Source organism: Polaromonas sp. P5_D5 (genome assembly GCF_054049435.1).
Map to the genome: position 1 here is coordinate 153,890 of NZ_JBFUMJ010000003.1, position 18,453 is coordinate 172,342.

Annotated in this window: 18 protein-coding genes and 1 other RNA gene; 5 read left to right on the top strand and 14 right to left on the bottom strand. The window is 62.6% G+C overall.

Going from position 1 to position 18,453, the window contains the following annotated elements; genetic code table 11:
- Nucleotides 1-14: 14 nt before the first annotated feature.
- From ACXJKE_RS13500 to dapF, 3 genes are all read right to left on the bottom strand, one after another.
- Nucleotides 15-1,079 carry a tyrosine recombinase XerC gene (locus ACXJKE_RS13500; protein ID WP_457281113.1) on the bottom strand — a complete coding sequence of 355 codons (1,065 nt, stop codon included), beginning with the start codon at nucleotides 1,077-1,079 and terminating at the stop codon, nucleotides 15-17.
- A 24-nt stretch (nucleotides 1,080-1,103) separates the two neighbouring features.
- Complete coding sequence (locus tag ACXJKE_RS13505) at nucleotides 1,104-1,799, bottom strand: DUF484 family protein (RefSeq protein WP_457281114.1); 696 nt, start codon at nucleotides 1,797-1,799, stop codon at nucleotides 1,104-1,106.
- A gap of 81 nt (nucleotides 1,800-1,880) precedes the next feature.
- On the bottom strand, nucleotides 1,881-2,768 hold the full coding sequence (gene dapF, locus ACXJKE_RS13510) for a diaminopimelate epimerase (protein ID WP_457281115.1): 888 nt from the start codon (nucleotides 2,766-2,768) through the stop codon (nucleotides 1,881-1,883).
- Between the two features lie 183 nt (nucleotides 2,769-2,951).
- On the opposite strand from dapF, the gene ACXJKE_RS13515 reads away from it, so the two are divergent.
- Together ACXJKE_RS13515 and ACXJKE_RS13520 are read left to right on the top strand one after the other, a co-directional pair.
- Nucleotides 2,952-4,598 carry an MBL fold metallo-hydrolase gene (locus ACXJKE_RS13515; protein WP_457281116.1) on the top strand — a complete coding sequence of 549 codons (1,647 nt, stop codon included), beginning with the start codon at nucleotides 2,952-2,954 and terminating at the stop codon, nucleotides 4,596-4,598.
- 267 nt (nucleotides 4,599-4,865) lie between these two features.
- On the top strand, nucleotides 4,866-5,744 hold the full coding sequence (locus ACXJKE_RS13520; protein ID WP_457281117.1) for a basic amino acid ABC transporter substrate-binding protein: 879 nt from the start codon (nucleotides 4,866-4,868) through the stop codon (nucleotides 5,742-5,744).
- A 71-nt stretch (nucleotides 5,745-5,815) separates the two neighbouring features.
- Here ACXJKE_RS13520 and rnpB read toward each other — a convergent pair.
- Nucleotides 5,816-6,156, bottom strand: an RNA gene (gene rnpB / locus ACXJKE_RS13525) — RNase P RNA component class A.
- Between the two features lie 63 nt (nucleotides 6,157-6,219).
- On the opposite strand from rnpB, the gene ACXJKE_RS13530 reads away from it, so the two are divergent.
- The 3 genes from ACXJKE_RS13530 to ACXJKE_RS13540 are packed head-to-tail and all read left to right on the top strand — an operon-like array spanning nucleotide 6,220 to nucleotide 9,234.
- Nucleotides 6,220-7,890, top strand: coding sequence for an NAD(P)/FAD-dependent oxidoreductase (locus tag ACXJKE_RS13530; RefSeq protein WP_457281118.1), 1,671 nt, complete (start codon nucleotides 6,220-6,222; stop codon nucleotides 7,888-7,890).
- Nucleotides 7,890-8,510 (top strand): flavin reductase family protein, encoded by a 621-nt coding sequence (locus tag ACXJKE_RS13535; RefSeq protein WP_457281119.1) that lies wholly within the window; start codon nucleotides 7,890-7,892, stop codon nucleotides 8,508-8,510. Before ACXJKE_RS13530 ends, ACXJKE_RS13535 begins: the two co-directional genes overlap by 1 nt.
- Before the next feature lie 43 nt (nucleotides 8,511-8,553).
- The gene (locus ACXJKE_RS13540; RefSeq protein WP_457281120.1) at nucleotides 8,554-9,234 is read left to right on the top strand and encodes a ProQ/FINO family protein; all 681 of its coding nucleotides are present in this window, start codon (nucleotides 8,554-8,556) and stop codon (nucleotides 9,232-9,234) included.
- A gap of 40 nt (nucleotides 9,235-9,274) precedes the next feature.
- Here the strand turns inward: ACXJKE_RS13540 and lepB are convergent, their stop codons facing one another.
- The 10 genes from lepB to ACXJKE_RS13590 all read right to left on the bottom strand — a co-directional run bounded on the left by lepB (nucleotide 9,275) and on the right by ACXJKE_RS13590 (nucleotide 18,426).
- Nucleotides 9,275-9,943, bottom strand: a complete 669-nt coding sequence (lepB, locus tag ACXJKE_RS13545; protein ID WP_457281121.1) for a signal peptidase I — start codon at nucleotides 9,941-9,943, stop codon at nucleotides 9,275-9,277.
- A 67-nt stretch (nucleotides 9,944-10,010) separates the two neighbouring features.
- On the bottom strand, nucleotides 10,011-10,886 hold the full coding sequence (gene htpX, locus ACXJKE_RS13550; protein ID WP_457281122.1) for a protease HtpX: 876 nt from the start codon (nucleotides 10,884-10,886) through the stop codon (nucleotides 10,011-10,013).
- A 97-nt stretch (nucleotides 10,887-10,983) separates the two neighbouring features.
- Complete coding sequence (locus ACXJKE_RS13555) at nucleotides 10,984-11,724, bottom strand: DUF3025 domain-containing protein (protein ID WP_457281643.1); 741 nt, start codon at nucleotides 11,722-11,724, stop codon at nucleotides 10,984-10,986.
- A gap of 47 nt (nucleotides 11,725-11,771) precedes the next feature.
- Nucleotides 11,772-12,554 carry an NYN domain-containing protein gene (locus tag ACXJKE_RS13560; RefSeq protein WP_457281123.1) on the bottom strand — a complete coding sequence of 261 codons (783 nt, stop codon included), beginning with the start codon at nucleotides 12,552-12,554 and terminating at the stop codon, nucleotides 11,772-11,774.
- Nucleotides 12,554-13,621, bottom strand: a complete 1,068-nt coding sequence (gene pyrC / locus ACXJKE_RS13565; RefSeq protein WP_457281124.1) for a dihydroorotase — start codon at nucleotides 13,619-13,621, stop codon at nucleotides 12,554-12,556. Before pyrC ends, ACXJKE_RS13560 begins: the two co-directional genes overlap by 1 nt.
- A gap of 97 nt (nucleotides 13,622-13,718) precedes the next feature.
- Nucleotides 13,719-14,456: an amino acid ABC transporter ATP-binding protein gene (locus tag ACXJKE_RS13570; RefSeq protein WP_457281125.1), complete on the bottom strand. Its 738-nt coding sequence runs from the start codon at nucleotides 14,454-14,456 to the stop codon at nucleotides 13,719-13,721.
- Between the two features lie 55 nt (nucleotides 14,457-14,511).
- Nucleotides 14,512-15,201 (bottom strand): amino acid ABC transporter permease, encoded by a 690-nt coding sequence (locus ACXJKE_RS13575; protein ID WP_457281126.1) that lies wholly within the window; start codon nucleotides 15,199-15,201, stop codon nucleotides 14,512-14,514.
- 1 nt (nucleotide 15,202) lies between these two features.
- Complete coding sequence (locus ACXJKE_RS13580; protein ID WP_457281127.1) at nucleotides 15,203-15,925, bottom strand: amino acid ABC transporter permease; 723 nt, start codon at nucleotides 15,923-15,925, stop codon at nucleotides 15,203-15,205.
- Nucleotides 15,926-16,031: 106 nt separating this feature from the next.
- Nucleotides 16,032-16,922: a transporter substrate-binding domain-containing protein gene (locus tag ACXJKE_RS13585; RefSeq protein WP_457281128.1), complete on the bottom strand. Its 891-nt coding sequence runs from the start codon at nucleotides 16,920-16,922 to the stop codon at nucleotides 16,032-16,034.
- Nucleotides 16,923-17,463: 541 nt separating this feature from the next.
- Entirely contained in the window at nucleotides 17,464-18,426 is a 963-nt protein-coding gene (locus ACXJKE_RS13590; protein ID WP_457281129.1) for a LysR substrate-binding domain-containing protein, read from the bottom strand.
- Between the last annotated feature and the right edge of the window lie 27 nt (nucleotides 18,427-18,453).

The window sequence follows — 18,453 nt, forward strand, 5'->3', positions numbered from 1 at the left end:
GTGCGATGCCAGGCTCAGGCTTTGTCTTTCGCGTCTTTGTCCGCCTTCGCCAGGCTTCCTGGTGATGCCGGCGCGCCCGCGCCGGCCTTTCCGGCTTTCGACAGGGCCCGCGGGTGCGCCGCGTCATACACCTTGGCCAGGTGCTGGAAATCCAGCCGGGTATAGACCTGCGTGGTCGTGATGTTGGCATGGCCCAGCAGCTCCTGAACCGCACGCAAATCACCGCTGGACTGCAGCACATGGCTGGCAAAGGAGTGACGCAGCATGTGCGGGTGCACCGGCGTGGCCAGCCCCGCTTTGAGCGAGCGCTGCTTCAGCCGCACCCGTATGTGCTGCGGCGTCAGGCGGGTGCCGCGCTGGCTGATAAAAAGCGCATGGTCTTCACGCGCCCAGCCGGCCCGCGCGGCAAGCCACTGCTGCAGTGATTGCAGCGCAGCCCGGCCGACCGGCACGCTGCGCCTTTTGGACCCCTTGCCCAGCACATAAGCTTCGGCCGCATCCGTGTCGATCCAGCCGCGCGCCTGCGCACTCGCCTTCACATCCAGGCCCACCAGCTCGCCGATACGCAGCCCGCAGCCGTACAGCAGCTCGGTGATGCATTGGTCGCGCAGCTCCAGCAGCGGGTCACCATCCGAAGCGTCGGCCTGGTAGCCCGCGAGCTGCACGGCTTCGTCTACGCTCAGGGCTTTGGGCAGGGGCTTGGCGGCTTTGGGCGCCCGCACATCCTGCACGGGGTTGCCGCTGATCAGGCCTTCGCGGCCCAGCCAGGTGTAAAAGCCGCGCCAGCCTGAGAGGATGAGGGCAATGCCACGGCCGCTGCGCCCCGCACCATGCATTTGCGCCACCCAGCGCCGCATGTGAACGTTTTGGACCGCCGCCAGCGCCACCCTGGCCTGGTGTGCATTGGCTTCGAGTTTTTGCAGATCCAGGGCGTAGAGCTCCACAGTGCGCTGGGCCAGGCGCTTTTCCACCCGTACATGCTCCAGGTAACGCTCGACCAGCGGATCGGAAGGCGGCGGCGCCGGCTGCCCACCGCCGGATTCAGAAGCGGAAGGCGGCGTTTGTGGTGTTTGCGTCATGGCCGTGGTGCATGGCCCCGGTGCCTATTCGGCAGTGACCGGCTGGGGCCGCAACCGCGTCAGCGCCGCGCCGGCCAGCTCACCCAGACGCTCCAGGAAATCTGTGCCCATGCCGCTGTGAAAGCGTTCCGGGTCGGGCGAGGCCAGCACGAGCAGGCCCGAGACTTCCGCGCCCGCTGCGGCGCGCAGCGGTATCAGCGCGATCGACAGCGCCACCGCCGGCTCGGGCAGCCAGTTGACCGCTTCGAAGCCCGAATTGACGCCGCAGTAGGGTGCGCTCAATGACGACGCAAAGGTTTTGGCGTCCTCACTCACGTCAGTCGCAAAGCTTTCATCCGAAAAAATCCCGTTCACGTCCCAGACCTTGATGGCGGCCTGTGGGATCAGGAATTCGCCGGTGATGCCTTCGACAATGGCGCCCGGCAGGTCGCGCGCCTGCGTCGCCTGCAGCAGCTTGCGTGTCCAGCGCTGCATCTTGTCGGCAATGGCCACGTTGTCCTGCCCATGTCGGATCATGTCGACCATCCGCGTTTCCAGGCCCTTGATCTTCTCGCGCAGCATGAGCGCCTGGCGTTCCTGCAGGCTGACGGCACGGTTGCCGTGTCCGCTGGACAGTTGCACCGAAGCCAGCAGTTCGGCGTGGCGCTCGAAGAAGTCGGGCGTGTTGGCCAGGAAGTTGGCGATGTCGTCTTCGGTGATGGGGTGTTCGGTTGGATTCATGCAGGCATTGTCCTCAGTTTTGTGGCGGGCGCAAAGGCGCAGGGTGCCCGCGTTACATCCGCTTTCGTCGAAAGGCGGTTTTCAAATCCCGTCAGGGATTTCGATTTCGGACTCGAATACAGTCGTAGCCGGGCCGGTCATCATGACAGGCGCATCCAGTTGGCCCGGCCATTCAATGGTGAGCTGTCCGCCCCGCGTCATCACATCGACCCGCGCATCCAGCAGGCCCCAGCGTATGCCCGCCACCACTGCCGCGCAGGCGCCCGTGCCGCAGGCCAGCGTCTCGCCCGCGCCGCGCTCAAAGACCCGCAAGCGAATCTGGCTGCGCGAAACCACCTGCATGAAGCCGGCGTTCACACGGCGCGGAAAACGCACATGGTTTTCAATCAGCGGGCCGGTTTGCAACACCGGCGCAGCGTCCACGTCGTCCACCAGCTGTACCGCATGCGGGTTGCCCATTGACAAAGCCGCTATCAAAAGAGGAGCTGCTTGCGCTGGACCATCAAGGGCCAGCGGCCATTTTTGCCATAAACCCTGCGTCACAGGCGTAAGGCCCGAAGGATCAAAAGGAATCCGCACCGGATCAAACACCGGGGCGCCCATGTCGACCGTGACGCGCCCGTCAGCCTGCATGCGCGGCTCGATGATGCCGCCGAGGGTCTTGACCCTCACGACGTCCTTTGTCGTCAGCCCCTGCTCGCGCACAAAACGCACAAAGCAGCGCGCACCGTTGCCGCACTGCTCAACCTCGCCGCCGTCGGCGTTGTGGATCACGTACTCAAAGTCGATGCCCTCCCCCGCATCCGCAGGCGGCGGCCGCACCGAGAGAATCTGGTCGGCGCCCACGCCGAAGTGGCGATCGGCCAGGAAGCGGTATTGCGCGGTGGAGAGGCCCAGCGGGGCGCGGGTTTCGTCGAGCATGACAAAGTCATTGCCCGCGCCCTGCATTTTGGTGAATCGGATTCGCATGGGGGAATTATCTGCGGTGCGAAGGCCGCGCTTAAAGAGGTGAATCGGCCATTTCGCGCCCACCGGCCGTGGTTTTGAAGGAATTCGGGGCAATACGCTTGGTTTGCCTTGGGCATTGCACAGCAGAAAACCCTCCAAATCCCGCCGGCAACACCCGCGCAGCCCCGAAGCCATAATTTGCGGATGCCACGTCCTTCCCAATTGCTCCATCCTTCGCGCGAACCCGCGCCTGTACGCCCGGCGGCCACCGTGCTGTTGCTGCGCGACACCCCGCACGGCGTCGAAGTCCTGATGACGCGGCGATCCATGACCGCCAGCTTCGCCCCGGGGGCTTATGTCTTTCCCGGCGGCGGCATCGACGCGGCGGATGCCGCGGCGCATGCACAGTCTACGCGGCGGGCCACGCAAAGCGACCTGCACCTGACACAGGCCATCGCGGCTATCCGCGAAAGTTTTGAGGAACTCGGCGTGCTGCTGGCGCGCCACGTCGACGGCAGTTATGCCACGACCGCCGACATCGCAGCACTGGACCGCAAGGCGTCCTTCGCCGTGCAATGCCGGGAGCGCGGCTTGACGCTGGCCGGTGACCAGGTGTTTGTGCTGGCGCACTGGATCACCGACCGCGACCTGCCGCGCCGCTTTGACGTGCCTTTTCTTGTTGCCCGCATGCCCGAAGGGCAAAACCCGGTGGCCGACGAGGCCGAGCAGTTTGAGCCGGTCTGGGTGCGGCCGGCCGAGGCGCTGGCGCGGCACGCGGCAGGGGGTTTCTTCATCATCTTCCCCACGATACGCACACTGGAAAGACTGCAGCACTACCCCGACGTGGCCTCGGTGCTGGCGGCCTGCGCGTCCGAAGTCCCGCTCTGGACCTCCTGCCCGCGCGCCGGGCTGCTGGCCGGCAAGGAAGCGCGCTATATGGAACACGAAGCGCCCTACGGCGAGCTGGCGCTGACCTGCCCGGACGGGCAGATCGTGCACGCGCTCGACTGGCAGACATCACAGCCCGTGGCGCTGCTCAACAACGTGATGCGCCTGACGGCGCCCAACCCCGGCGTGATGACCGGGCCGGGCACCAACAGCTACCTGGTCGGCGACCCGGGCAGCGGCTACATCGCCATCGACCCCGGCCCGGCCGATCACGACCACCTGCAGCGCCTCTGGCGGGCGGCCGGCGGCGACATCCGCATGATTGTGTGCACCCACTCGCATCCCGACCATTCACCCGGCGCCAAACCGCTGCAGGCCATGTGCAGCGTTGCGCCGCCGATTCTGGGCCTGCCTTCGGCACCCACGGCGCGCGCCGCCAGCGCCTTCTCGCCGGATCGATCGCTATCAAATCAGGAGCTGCTTGCGCTCACCAGCAAAGGGCCGGAAGGCGAAATTACCCATACCCTGAAGGTGCTGCACACACCCGGCCATGCCGCCAACCATGTGTGCCTGGTGCTGGTGGAAGACGGCCTGCTGTTCAGCGGCGACCACATCCTCAACGGCAGCACCACGGTCATTGACCCGCCCGATGGCGACATGAGTGCCTACCTGGATTCCCTGGACGCGCTGAGCGCGGCCTGCGACGAACACCAGATCGGCTTCATCGCCCCGGCGCATGGCTACGTGCTGGCGGACGCAAAGAATGCGATCGCCCGGCTCAAGGCGCATCGCCTGCAGCGCGAAGCCAAGATCATGCGCGTGATGCAGGCCCACCCGGAAGGCACGATCGACGACTGGGTCGCGGGCGCCTACGACGACGTGGACCCGCGTATCTGGCCGGTGGCCAAACGCTCGCTGCTGGCGCACGTGGACCGCGTGCGTGAGCTGGGCCTTGTCCATTAACGATTTCTGCACACGCGCCAGGCATCGCTATTGATTTGCAAGCCGCCACCGAGTACCCACACTACTGTGGCGTGAAAGTTGCTAAACCTTGGACCGTACGTAAGGGTATATACCGGCGTTAAGGCCTTGAACAGTCACCAAGGCTACTGAAAGGGGCTGTTTGACCCAGGGCTGCGGTTTATACTTTTTGTTCGTATGCCGGAAGCCGTGCCTGACCGCATGGCTTGACGGGCATCACCATCATTTCAACCTTTTTTGAGGGACTTCATGTCTTCCTACTCCATCTCAACGCGACGTTTCCTGCAAACCGCCGGCACCCTGGTCGCCGGTATCGTTCTGGCCGCTTGCAGCAAGACCGAGCCGCCGGCACCCGCAGCCAGCGCACCCGCTCCCGCCGCCTCGGCACCCGCACCTGCGGCCAAGGTGTACGTCGTCGGCACGGATGCCGCGTATGTACCTTTTGAGTCCCAGAACGACAAAGGCGAGATCGTCGGTTTCGACATCGAAGTCGTCAAGGCCGTGGCACAGAAGGCCGGCATCGAAGTCAAGTTCCTGAATACGCCATGGGAAGGCATCTTTAACTCCCTGAACCAGGGCGACCGCGACCTGCTGGTCTCGGCCATCACGATCACGGCCGAGCGCAAGCAGACCATGGATTTTTCGTCGCCTTACTTTGACGCGCAGCAACTGATCGCCGTGAAGAAGGATTCGAAGATCGCCAAGTTCAACGACCTCAAGAAACTCAAGGTCGGCGTGCAGAACGGCACCACGGGTGACGAAGTCATCACCAAGCTGCAGGGCAAGGACAGCGCCAACATCAAGCGCTTTGAAGCGACGCCACTGGCACTGAAAGAGCTGGAAGCCGGCGGCGTGGACGCCGTGGTCGCCGACAACGGCGTGGTGGAGCACTACGTCAACAACAACACCGGCTCGAAGTTCAAGACCATCGCCGACGCCAGCTTTGCACCCGAGCAATACGGCCTGGCCGTGAAAAAGGGCAACGCCGAGCTGCTCGCAAAACTGAACAAGGGCCTGGCCGACATCAAGGCCGACGGCACCTACGACAAGATTTTCGCGCAGTACTTCGGTAAAGCGCCAGCCGCCACCGCACCGGCACCAGCTGCCGCCGCCTCTCCCGCCAAATAAGACGCTGCAGGCAGGGCCGGCAAGGCCCAAAGACAAAGCCCCGTTCATTGCTGAACGGGGCTTTTTTATTAGTGTGAAGCCCGCCGATAAGCCGGATTCTGTGCACCGGACCCCCTTGGAGAAAGTCCGGCGTGACCGCCATTAATCTGGGCCGGGGGTCGCCCCCACGGCTCAATGCTACCTACCCGCCAACTCTGCGGAACCACATCAACGTTGGCCTACTTGGTATTGCTGCGCGTAGAGATTGCCCGTTTCACCCGGCCCGGGGTTGCCCCAAGGCCGACTCGTCTCTGTTGCTCTGATCCTCACCTCACGGTGGAGAGGTATTACCTCCTACGCTGTCCTGTGCAGTCCGGACGTTCCTCCAGTGCCTGGTTTCCCAGATTGCACCAGCGGCGGTCTGGCGTGCTTCACGGGGCCCATTATCCGCCAGTCCTTTAAAATGCAGGTTGCTTGATCAACACGAGCCCCTCTCATGATTCGCCTGACCGAACTCAAACTTCCGCTGGACCACGCGGAGGATGCCCTGCCCTCCCTGGTGGCCCAGACACTGGGCGTCGCCGCAGCCGCCCTGCAGAACGTCCACATCCACAAACGCAGCTTTGATGCCCGCAAGGCAGACCTGCTCAAGGTCTACATCGTCGACGTCACGCTCGCCGATGCGGCCCAGGAAGGCGCACTGCTGGCGAAATTTTCCGGCAACCCGCACATCTTTCCCACACCGGACATGGCCTACCGCACGGTGGGCCAGGCGCCCGCCGGCTTGCCGTTGCGACCGGTCGTCGTCGGCTTCGGCCCCTGCGGTATGTTCGCAGCCCTGCTGCTGGCGCAGATGGGCTTCAAGCCCATCGTGCTGGAACGCGGCAAGACGGTGCGCCAGCGCACCCGGGACACCTGGGGCCTGTGGCGCAAGAACGTGCTCAACCCGGAATCGAACGTACAGTTCGGCGAAGGCGGCGCCGGCACCTTTTCCGACGGCAAGCTCTACAGCCAGATCAAGGACCCGCGTCACCTGGGCCGCAAGGTGATGAACGAGTTCGTGAAGGCCGGCGCGCCCGCCGACATCCTGTTCGAGGCGCACCCGCACATCGGCACCTTCAAGCTGGTGAAGGTGGTCGAAAACATGCGCGCGCAAATCGTCGCCCTGGGCGGCGAGATCCGCTTCGAGCAGCGCGTGACCGACGTGCTGATCGAGGACGGCCCGCAAGGCAAACAGCTGCGCGGCCTCACGGTACTGGACCAGGCCACGGGCCAAAGCCACGAGATGCGTGCCGACCAGGTGGTGATGGCGCTGGGCCACAGCTCGCGCGACACCTTCGCCATGCTGTATGCGCGCGGTGTGTACATCGAGGCAAAACCCTTTTCCATCGGCTTTCGGGTCGAGCACCCGCAGGGCATCATCGACCGCGCGCGCTGGGGCCGCCATGCCGGCCATCCGTCGCTGGGCGCGGCCGAATACAAGCTGGTGCACCACGCCAGCAACGGCCGCTCGGTCTACAGTTTTTGCATGTGCCCGGGCGGCACGGTGGTGGCCGCCACCTCCGAGCCCGGCCGCGTGGTGACCAACGGCATGAGCCAGTATTCGCGCAATGAGCGCAATGCCAATGCCGGCATCGTGGTGGGTATAGACCCGCGCGACTACCCCGGCTTCGAGGCGGGCGACGCGCTGGCCGGCATCGCGCTGCAGCGCCAGCTCGAATCGCACGCGTTTGTATTGGGCGGCAGCAATTACCAGGCGCCGGCGCAGCTGGTGGGTGACTTCGTGGCGGGCCGCCCCTCGACCGCGCTGGGCAGCATCACCCCATCCTACAAGCCGGGCGTGACCATCGGCGACCTGTCGTCTGCCCTGCCTGCGTACGCGATCGAGGCCATGCGCGAGGCCTTTCCCGTGTTCGGCAAAAAGATCAAGGGCTTTGACACCCATGACGCGGTGCTGACCGGGGTGGAAACGCGCACTTCCTCGCCGATCCGCATCAGCCGCGGAGAAGACCTGCAAAGCGTCAACGTGCGCGGCCTCTACCCGGCCGGCGAAGGCGCCAGCTACGCCGGCGGCATCTTGTCGGCCGGCGTGGATGGCATCAAGGTTGCGGAAGCCCTGGCGCGCAGCGTGCTGCAGGACGCCGAACAACAGCGGATGGCCGCGTGATGGGCCAGGACTTTCACTACTACGAGCCCTCGAAAGGCCACGGCCTGCCGCACGATCCCTTCAACGCCATGGTGGGGCCACGCCCCATTGGCTGGATTTCGTCGCAGGACGCCAGGGGGCAGCTCAACCTGGCACCCTACAGCTTTTTCAACGCCTTCAACTACACGCCTCCCATCATCGGCTTCGCCAGCATTGGCGCCAAGGACAGCCTGCACAACATCCGCGAAACCGGCGAGTTCGGCTGGAACCTGGCGACGCGGCCGCTGGCCGAGGCCATGAACCGTTCCTGCGCGATGGTGCCGCCCGAGGTCAACGAGTTCGAACTCGCGGGCCTCACGCCCGTGGCCTCGCAACGCATTGCCGTGCCGCGCGTGCAGGAAAGCCCGGTATCGTTTGAATGCCGGCTGACGCAAATCCTGCAGCTGCAGGGCGCCGACGGCGTGCCGGTGCCCACCTGGCTGGTCCTGGGCGAGGTCGTCGGCGTGTACATTGCAAGGCATCTGCTCAAAGACGGCATTTACGACACGGCGGCTGCCGAGCCGATTCTTCGCGGCGGCGGCCCGGCTGATTATTTCGCCGTCACCCCCGACAACCTCTTTCGCATGTTCAGGCCCCGCTGAGCTTTCTGAACACCCCGCCACACCATCTTTTTCACCCACACACATGACCGAAACCACCACACCTTCCCCGCGTGCCAAACGCCCCCGCCCCCCGCAGCGCCCCCGGCCGGCCAATCCGCAGCAGCAGCGCACTCGCGAAGTCCACCCCGTGCTGGAAAAGCTGTTTGAGCTCTATCCGAAAATGTTCGGCGCACAGTTCCTGCCGCTCAAGCTGGGCGCTTTCCAGGACCTGCTGGCGGAAAACCCCGAAGCATTCAAGCGCGACGAACTGAAAGTGGCGCTGGGCCTGCATGCCCGTTCCACGCGTTACCTCGAATGCGTGGCGGCTGGCCACCCGCGCCACAACCTGCAGGGCGAGCCCGTCGAGCCGGTAGCGCCCGAGCATGTGCATCACGCGATCATGGAAGTGTTCCGCCGGCGCCAGGCACGTTCAAAGGAAGACCTGCGCCCCAAAGTGCGTATGCGCCTCATCGAGGCCATTGAAGCGTCCGGCTTGAGCCGCGAAGAGTACGCAGAACGCACCCGCACGCAGGATGAGGTGTCGAACACCTTGCTGGACGAGGCTTTTGCGGAGATGGCAGTGCAAACTGCCAAACGCGAAGCACTGATGCGTGCCTTTGAGGCCAGCGGGAAAACGGCTACGGAATTTGCCGAGATGTATGGACTGGACCCCGCGCAAGTGACACACGCCATAGAGCTGGTACAGAGAAGCCGCCAGGCCTGAGGCTTCCACTGTAGCCTCAGTCAATCAGCAGATCGGCTGATCAATAGAGCGAGCGGCCAAAACGCTCAAGGCGGGGTTGCCACTTCTCCAGGATGTCCGCCGACACCAGGATCCGTTCCGCACGCCCAATCAGCAGGTTGCGCGGCACCAGGCCTATGTAGCGCGAATCTGCGCTGTTGTCGCGGTTGTCACCCAGCATCAGGTACTGGTCAGCGGGAATCGTGATCGGCCCCCAGCTGTCCTTGGCCTTCACACCGGCCAGCCACTGGATTTCATGTTGCTCCTGGGCTGTGGCTTCTTTCACGTGCGTGGCCACCAGCACGCCAACCGGCCCGGCCGGCTCCAGCACCGTGTCCAGCGCCTCATAGCGGGCTGACTGCCCGTTGATGATGAGCACCTTGTCGCGCATTTCCACGACGTCGCCCGGCACAGCCACCAGCCGCTTGATCAGGCGGACGCCGTCCACCGGCGAGGAAAAAGTGACGACGTCGCCGCGCTGCGGATCGGTGGTGCGCGCCAGCACGGTATCGGTCAGCGGAATCTTGACGTTGTAGGCCAGCCGGTTGACGAAGACCACGTCACCTTCGAGCAGGTTGGGCCGCATGGAGCCTGAGGGAATGGGGTTCCAGTCCGCGATTGCGGTACGGAACAGCCCGAACAACAACAGCAACACCAGAAAACTGCGGTTCTGCCTGATCCAGCTTTTCATGCCTGCACTCCTGTGAAGAAAATGGGAAGAAAAAAAGGGCGCCCTGTGCGGGGCGCCCTTTGATGGTTCAAGCCTGGCTGTTCTGCAATGCTGCGATGCGCTCTTCAATCGGCGGGTGCGTGGCAAACAGCTTGCCGATGCTGCCGGTGATACCCATGGCTTCCACCGCTTTGGGCAATTCGCCCGGCTGCATGCCGCCCAGGCGGGCCAGCGCGTTCATCATGGGCTGGCGACGGCCCATCAGCTGCGCGGCGCCGGCGTCGGCGCGGAACTCGCGCTGGCGCGAGAACCAGGCCACGACGATGGCGGCGGCAAAACCCAGCACGATGTCCAGCACGATGGTGCTGACGTAGTAGCCGATACCGGGGCCGGAGTTGTTGTCGCTGCCGCGCCGCAAGAAGCTGTCGACGGCGTAACCGATCACACGCGAGAGGAAAACCACAAAGGTGTTCATCACGCCCTGGATCAGCGTCATGGTGACCATGTCGCCATTGGCGATGTGGGCGATCTCGTGGCCGAGCACGGCTTCGATTTCTTCCTTGGTCATGCCTTGCAGCAGGCCGGTGGACACGGCCACCAGCGACGAATTCTTGAACGCGCCGGTGGCAAAGGCATTGGGTGCGCCTTCAAAAATGCCGACTTCGGGCATGCCGATCTGGGCCTTGTCGGCCAGCTTGCGCACGGTCTCAACAATCCAGGCCTCATCGGCGTTTTGGGGCGACTCGATCACCCGCACGCCGGCGCTCCATTTGGCGACGGGTTTGCTGATCAGCAGGGAAATAAAGGCGCCGCCGAAGCCCATGATCAACGCAAAGCCGAGCAGCGCGGTCAGGTTCAGCCCGTTGGCCGTGAGAAAGCGGTTGACGCCAAGCAGGCTGGCGACAATGCCCAGCACCACCACGACAGCGAGGTTGGTCAGGACAAACAGAAAAATACGTTTCATGGGTTCTCCGTGGGGTCGGTGAAAAAAGCCCGCCTTGCGCAGGATATGAGGGCTTGCCAGCCCAGTTCAAGCTGCGGGGCAAATTGACGGCTGGTCTCTATCTGTTGTTTTGCAGCCGTGGCGGTCGGAATACAAGGGAGTCATCATAAAAGGAAAAGTTCTCGTTCCCGGGCCACCAGCCGGGCACGCCCAGCACCGGCAAGGGCGCAAACGGCTTGCCGGCCAGCTTGTCCGCGCTCAGATCCGCGGCAATCCAGCGGTCCAGATCTGCTATTGAATTGATAGCTGGTTGCGCCCGGTACACATGGGCTGTGATCGGTTTTCGTGGATAAATCAGCTTTTCCAGCAGCGCATGGCCAAACAGCACCAGCCGGGCCTGCTGCCAGAGTGGGCGCAAACCTACAAAGAGTTGCTGCCAGTCCCGGGCCGCCAGCGCGTCCCACAAGGGTTGCGGCGCCGACAGGAAAGCAGCGTTCTCGTCAAAAAGCGTCAGCGCATCACGGACCGGGCCGCGCACCTTTTGCACGCCGGCCTGCGTTATTTCCGCAGCCTGCAACTGATTGAGCCTCTTTTTGGTTTCAGGGAACTGCATCCAGCAGAGGCCATTGAAAAAATCATGGGCACCTTCGCGCGTGGGGCATTCACCTGTCCTGAAAATAAAGCTCTCGTAAGCCTCGCCGGCGGGCAATGCACTTTGGGGAACAAAGCGCACCGGGGCACGCTTCTCGGCATTCAGGGCCTGGTGCAGCGCAGTGCCCGCCGCAATGGCCTGGGCGACGCGTTCGCCAGGCTCCTGCCAGGGTTGCAGCCAGGGCTGGTTCCATGCCGGCATCGGCATGGCCGGCGCTGGCTGCAGGGCTGCAGCGACTCGCACCTGCAGGCCCCCTAGGCCCGGGCCGACTTGTTCAGTCGCTTGTCGCGCACTGCGACGGTCGACTTGCCTTCGTCGGCGATGTCAAACAGCTGGGTGGCCACCAGCAGCTTGGTCAGCGTGGCATAGCCGTAGTTGCGATGGTCAAACGAGGCCTGGTTGGCGATTTGCGTGCCCACAGCACCCACGCGCGCCCAACCCTCGTCGTCGGCTGCGGCCTGGACGGCATTGCGCAGCAGCATGACCAGCTTGGCGTCCTGCTTGAGCTGGGCGGGTGTTGCCCTGAGGGGCGCGGCGGCAACCGCCTCGCCATCGTCACGGCTGTCTCCGTGGGCACCGCCCGCCGCATCACTGACGGCGATGGGGCGCAGCTTGTCGAGGAACAGGAATCTCGAACACGCATTGACAAAAGGCTCCGGCGTTTTCTGCGCGCCAAAGCCGTAGACCGCTGCGCCCTTGGCGCGCAGGTGCATGACCAGCGGCGTGAAGTCGGCGTCCGACGAGACGATGCCAAAGGCGTCGGGCCGGTCGGTATAGAGCAGCTCCAGCGCGTCGATCACCATGGCCATGTCGCTGGCGTTCTTGCCTTTGGTGTAGTCGAACTGCTGCATGGGTCGGATGGCATGCTCGTGCAACACCTCTTCCCAGCCCTTGAGTTCATTCTTCTTCCAGTTGCCGTAGGCGCGGCGGATGTTCGTTTCGCCGAAGGTCGACAGCTCGTTGAGGATCAGGTCGATCTTGGACGCCGGCGAGTTGTCGGCATCAATGAGCAGGGCAACACGCGGCTTGTGGTCCATCAGGTGCTTTCTGAAGTGTGCAGTTTCCAGGGCAGGTTTTCACCCGAGCGCAAAGGCTTGAGCTCGGCTTCGCCGAAGGCAAAGCTCTCAGGCGGATGCCAGCTCTCCTTTTTCAGCGTGATCCGGCCGGTATTGCGCGGCAAGCCGTAAAAATCCGCACCGTTGAAGCTGGCAAAGGCCTCCAGCTTGTCCAGTGCGCCGGCGGTATCAAAAGCTTCGGCGTAGAGCTCCATGGCGGCGTGGGCGGTGTAGCAGCCTGCGCAGCCCGTTGCGTGCTCCTTGAGGTGCGCGGGATGCGGTGCGCTGTCAGTACCCAGGAAAAACCGGTTGTTGCCGCTGGTGGCGGCTTCTACCAATGCCAGACGATGCGTTTCGCGCTTGAGCACCGGCAAGCAGTAGTAATGCGGGCGAATGCCGCCCGTGAAAATGGCATTGCGGTTGTAGAGCAGGTGGTGCGCGGTGACGGTCGCACCCGTGAACTGGCCGGCATCGCGCACGTAATGGGCGGCTTCGCGGGTGGTGATGTGCTCAAACACGATCTTGAGCTCAGGGAAATCGCGGCGCAGCGGAATCAACTGGGTGTCAATGAATACCGCTTCCCGGTCGAACAGGTCGATGTCGGAGGACGTCACCTCGCCATGCACCAGCAGCAGCAACCCTTCCTTTTGCATGGCCTCGAGTGCCTTGTAAGTCTTGCGCAGGTCGGTCACACCGGCATCGCTGTTGGTGGTGGCGCCGGCCGGGTATAGCTTGAGCGCCACAACACCGGCGTCTTTCGCGCGCTTGATCTCATCGGGTGGCAGGTTGTCGGTGAGGTAGAGCGTCATCAATGGCTCGAACTGCACGCCGGCCGGCACAGCGGCCTGGATGCGCTCCCGATACGCCGCCGCCTGGGCGGCCGTGGTCACCGGCGGGCGCAGGTTGGGCATGATGATGGCGCGGCCAAACTGTGCGGCCGTGTGCGGCACCACGGTGTGCAGGGCCTCGCCGTCGCGCACATGCAGGTGCCAATCGTCGGGCCGGGTGATGGTCAGGGTGGAGGCGGGTGTGCGGGTGGCTGAAGTCATGGCCTGAATTGTCGCACTGGTCACACCACCCGACCATCATGAGCCGCCATGAAAAAAGCCCCGGGGTTCGGGGCTTTTTTTCCGGGGCGCATGGCTTTCAGTGCGCCAGGATCTTGTTGAGGAAATCCTTGGTGCGCGCCTGGCGGTTTTCCGGGTGACTGAAAAACTCGTCCTTCGAGCAGTCTTCCAGAATCTTGCCGCCGACATCCATGAAAATCACGCGACTGCCCACTTTTTTGGCAAAGCCCATTTCGTGGGTCACCACCATCATGGTCATGCCTTCGACAGCCAGGCCCATCATGCAGTCCAGCACCTCGCCCACCATTTCCGGGTCCAGCGCGGAGGTGGGTTCGTCAAACAGCATGGCGATCGGGTCCATGCTGAGCGCGCGGGCAATCGCCACACGCTGCTGCTGGCCGCCGGAGAGCTGGCCGGGGAATTTATCCTTGTGCGCCATCAGGCCCACGCGATCCAGGTATTTGAGGCCGTGCTTTTTGGCCTCGTCGGGCTTGCGGCCCAGTACCTTGACCTGCGCCAGCGTCAGGTTCTCGGTCACGCTCAGGTGCGGGAACAGCTCGAAATTCTGGAACACCATGCCGACGCGGCTGCGCAGCTTGGGCAGGTCGGTCTTGGGGTCATGCACAGCCTTGCCGTCGACAAAGATCTGGCCCTTCTGGAAAGGCTCCAGCGCGTTGATGGTCTTGATGAGGGTGGATTTGCCCGAGCCCGATGGGCCGCAGACCACAACAACTTCACCCTTCTTGATGCTGGTGGTGCAGTTATTGAGAACCTGCACTTCACCGTACCATTTGGAAACTTCTTTCAACTCAATCATCTTCTTCTCCAGTGTGCTCTTTGAGAGATAGGGGGTGTTTTAAGAAACAGCGATCTCAGCGAATGATGGCGATTCTGCTGTTCAGGCGTTTGACCATGAAGGACAGCCCGAAGCAGATCACGAAATAAACCACGGCGGCCAGCAGGTAGGCCTCTTCAGGACGGCCGAAGATCTTGCCGGCGGTGCTGAAGCCCTTGAGCAGGTCGTAGGCGCCGATGGCGTAAACCAGCGAAGTATCCTGGAACAGGATGATGGTCTGGGTCAGCAGGATGGGCACCATGTTGCGGAAAGCCTGCGGCAGGATGATCAGCTTCATGTTCTGCGAATAGGTCATGCCCAGGGCACGGCCCGCATTGACCTGCCCACGCGAGATGGACTGGATGCCCGCACGCATGATTTCGCTGAAGTACGCAGCCTCAAAGGCCACGAAGGTGATGATGGCCGAAATCTCGGCGCGGTAGTTGGCCCCCCAGGCGCCGAAGGTCGTGTAGAACGACGCAGGTACCAGCAGGAAGAACCACAGGATCACCATGACCAGCGGAACGGAACGCATGCCGTTGACGTAGATGGTCGCGGGAACCGTCAGGAATTTTTTGCCCGACAGACGCATCAGCGCAAGCACGGTGCCGAAAATAATGCCGCCTATGGTGGCGATGACGGTCAGCTCGATGCTGAAAATAAAACCCTTGACGACGAACTGGGAAATCATCTCCCAGTTCAGGAAGCTCATGTCGAGTCCAAGCATGTCAGTGCCCTCCGCCCGTTGAGCCGGCTACGACGAAGCCGGGAATCTGGACCTTCTTTTCAACAAAGGCCATGACCCGGTTGACCGCGAAGGCAGAGATTGCATAAAGGGCCGTCACCGCCAGGTAGATCTCAATGCCGCGCGAAGTTTCTTCCTGCGCCTGCATGGCGAACATAGTGAGCTCGGCGATCGACACCGCGAAAGCCACGGAGGAATTTTTCAAGAGGTTCATCGACTCGCTGGTGAGCGGCGGAATGATGATGCGAAAAGCCATGGGCAGGATCACGTAGCGGTACGTCTGCACGGTGGTAAAGCCCATGGCCATGCCGGCATAGCGCTGGCCGCGCGGCAAGGCCTGCACGCCGGCCCTGACCTGCTCGGCAATACGCGCCGAGGTGAAAAATCCGAGAGCGAACACCACCAGGATGAAGCTGGGCAGCTCCTTCATGGCGGGGAAAATTTTGGGAACCACAAAGTACCAGATGAAAATCTGGACCAGCAAGGGAACGTTGCGAAACAGCTCGACCCAGGCATTGGCAAAGCGGACAAGCCACGGGCTGTTGGGCAAGGTGCGCAGTGTGCCGACCAGCGCGCCAAACAGCATGGCGATCACCCAGGATGCACCGGCGACGGACAGCGTCCAGCCCCATGCGTCAAACATCCATTGCAAGTAGGTTCGGCCACTACCGTCGTCATTTAGAAATACCTGCCAATCCCAAGTCATCACGGCTCCAGCAAAGGGTTGTTGTGTTGTTTTTCCATGCCACGGTAAACGAGAAACCCCGCCAGAGCATGATGTCCGGCGGGGTTCTCAATTTACCTGACCCGAATTACTTCTGGGCGTACTCTTCCATGGGCTTGTCGTTCGGATTGTCCCAGGCAGCCTTGGTGCTGGCGCTCAGTGCCAGGCCCACCTTGGTGTTCTTCGGAGGAATCGGCGACAGGAACCATTTGGTCCACAGCTTGTTCATCTCGCCCGACTTGATCATGCCCTTGACCGTGTCGTCGGCCAGGCGCTTGAGCAGCGGGTCATCCTTGCGGATCATGATGGCGATGGGCTCGACGCTCAACACTTCACCAACGATCTTGAAGTCCGAAGGCTTCTTGGCGGTGGCGATGTTGCCGGCCAGGATGGAACCGTCCATGACGAACGCATCGGCGCGGCCCGATTCGAGCAGCAGGAAGCTGTCGGAGTGGTCCTTGCCGAAGATTTCCTTGAACTCGACGCCGGTGGCGCGCTTGTTCTTGCGCAGCGTCTGCACGGAAGTGGTACCCGTGGTGGTGGCCACGGTCTTGCCGCTGAGCTGGGCAACGGAGGTGATGCCGGAGGTGGCTTTCACCGCGATGCGGACTTCTTCGACGAAGGTGGTCACGACGAAGGCCACGTCTTTTTGACGGGTCGCGTTGTTGGTGGTGGAGCCGCACTCGATGTCGACTGTGCCGTTTTGCACGAGGGGAATGCGGTTTTGCGAGGTCACGGGCTGGTATTTGACTTCCAGCTTGCGCTCGGCGGCTTTTTCGAGGCCGGCCAGGATGCGCTGGCAGATTTCGACGTGGTAGCCGGTGTATTTGCCGTCACCGAGGGTATAGGACAGTGCACCGGAGGAGTCACGCACGCCCATGGTCACAACGCCTGAAGCCTTGACTTTGGAAAGGGTGTCGGCAAACGCACCGCCGGTGGCGAGCAATGCAACAGACAGAGCGACTAGCTTGAGTTTCATGGAATCTCCTGTAATGAATGAAACGATTAGCGAACTATTCTAGAGAGTTGGTTCCCGGGCTACGCCTAGGTTTACCCGGCCTCTAAAAATGGGGGAAAGCGGACGGCGTGAAAGGGTTGATGGTTTTGCAAACCCGCAGCATTGACAGCAATTTCTGGGGTTTTCCAAAATGGTGCACGCATTAAAAGTCCGGAACTATACGGCAGATGTAAGCAGTCTTTGTGCCAGCGGACCGTCAGGCCGCCTGCACTCGTGGCCGCACAGGCTGGGCGATCACCCGAATGGCGCCGTGCCTTGCGCAGACCGATGCCGCACAAAGGGCCGTAAGGAAGGCAACGCAGACAGCAAATGAATCAACAAGCACGGGCAAGCACCAAAATTTGAACGTCACGAACTGTAAATTTGGAGATGTCAAAACACCAATGCTGTTTCGACGATCTTCCATGCATTTTTCTTATAACCACTTAGGGTTACTACTAGTCGTCAGTCTGATGCCAGCATTTGACCGCAAGGCCAGCCCGCTTAGGCAACTAGCGGTCGGCTAGCGCGATGCCGGTGCCCCCGCGCCGCGGCCGCCAGCCTTTTCCTTGCCGCCGGTTTGTGCCTGCAGGTAAGTCCACAAGGCCTGGGCATGGGTTTTGGCAGACTCCTTGGAGGTGGGCCGCTCACGGTACACGCGCACGTCCATGGTCATTTCCAGATTACCGCCGGCGCTGACCAGTTTTTTGGCCCTCAATTCCTTCTTGACGGCGCTGAGCGGCAAAAATGCGATGCCGTGGCCTTCCAGCGCCATCGCCTTCAGGCCTTCGGCCATATCGGTTTCGTACACCCGGTCCAGGTGGATGGCCGTGCTCGACTGCTTGAGGATCATGTCGACCATGCGGCCCAGGTAGGCGCCCGGCGCATAGCCCAGATAAGGCAAGGGCTGGCCGGCGCGGCCCGGCAGGCTGAACTCGGGCTCACCCGCGGAATTGGCCCTGACAAAAGGTGCCAGCACTTCCTGGCCCAACGACACCATTTCATAGCGGTCCGGGTCCAGCTGGAAAGGCTGGGAATCGTGGTGGTAGGCGATCAACAGGTCGCAGCTGCCTTCAACCAGTCGCAATACGGCATCGTGCACGTTCAGCGCGATCAAGCGGCTCTTGATGGGGCCGAACTTCTCGCGCAAGCTGCTGACCCAGGCCGGAAAGAAGGTAAATGCCAGGGTGTGCGGCACCGCGAACTCGATGACGTCCTGCCCGGCCGAGGTGTGGCCGCGCAGCATGGCGCGGGTCGACTGCAGGCCCTGCAGCATCTCCAGCGACTGGCTGTACAGGGTTTCTCCGGCAGGGGTGAGCCGCGTGGGATATGAGCTGCGGTCCACCAGGTCGGTACCGGCCCAGGCTTCCAGCGCCTGGATACGCCGTGAAAACGCGGGCTGGGTGACATGACGCAATTGGGCGGAGCGGCTGAAACTGCGGGTTTCAGCCAGGCTCACAAAATCTTCCAGCCATTTGGTTTCCATGAACCAATTATGCGAGCTCAGGCAGTC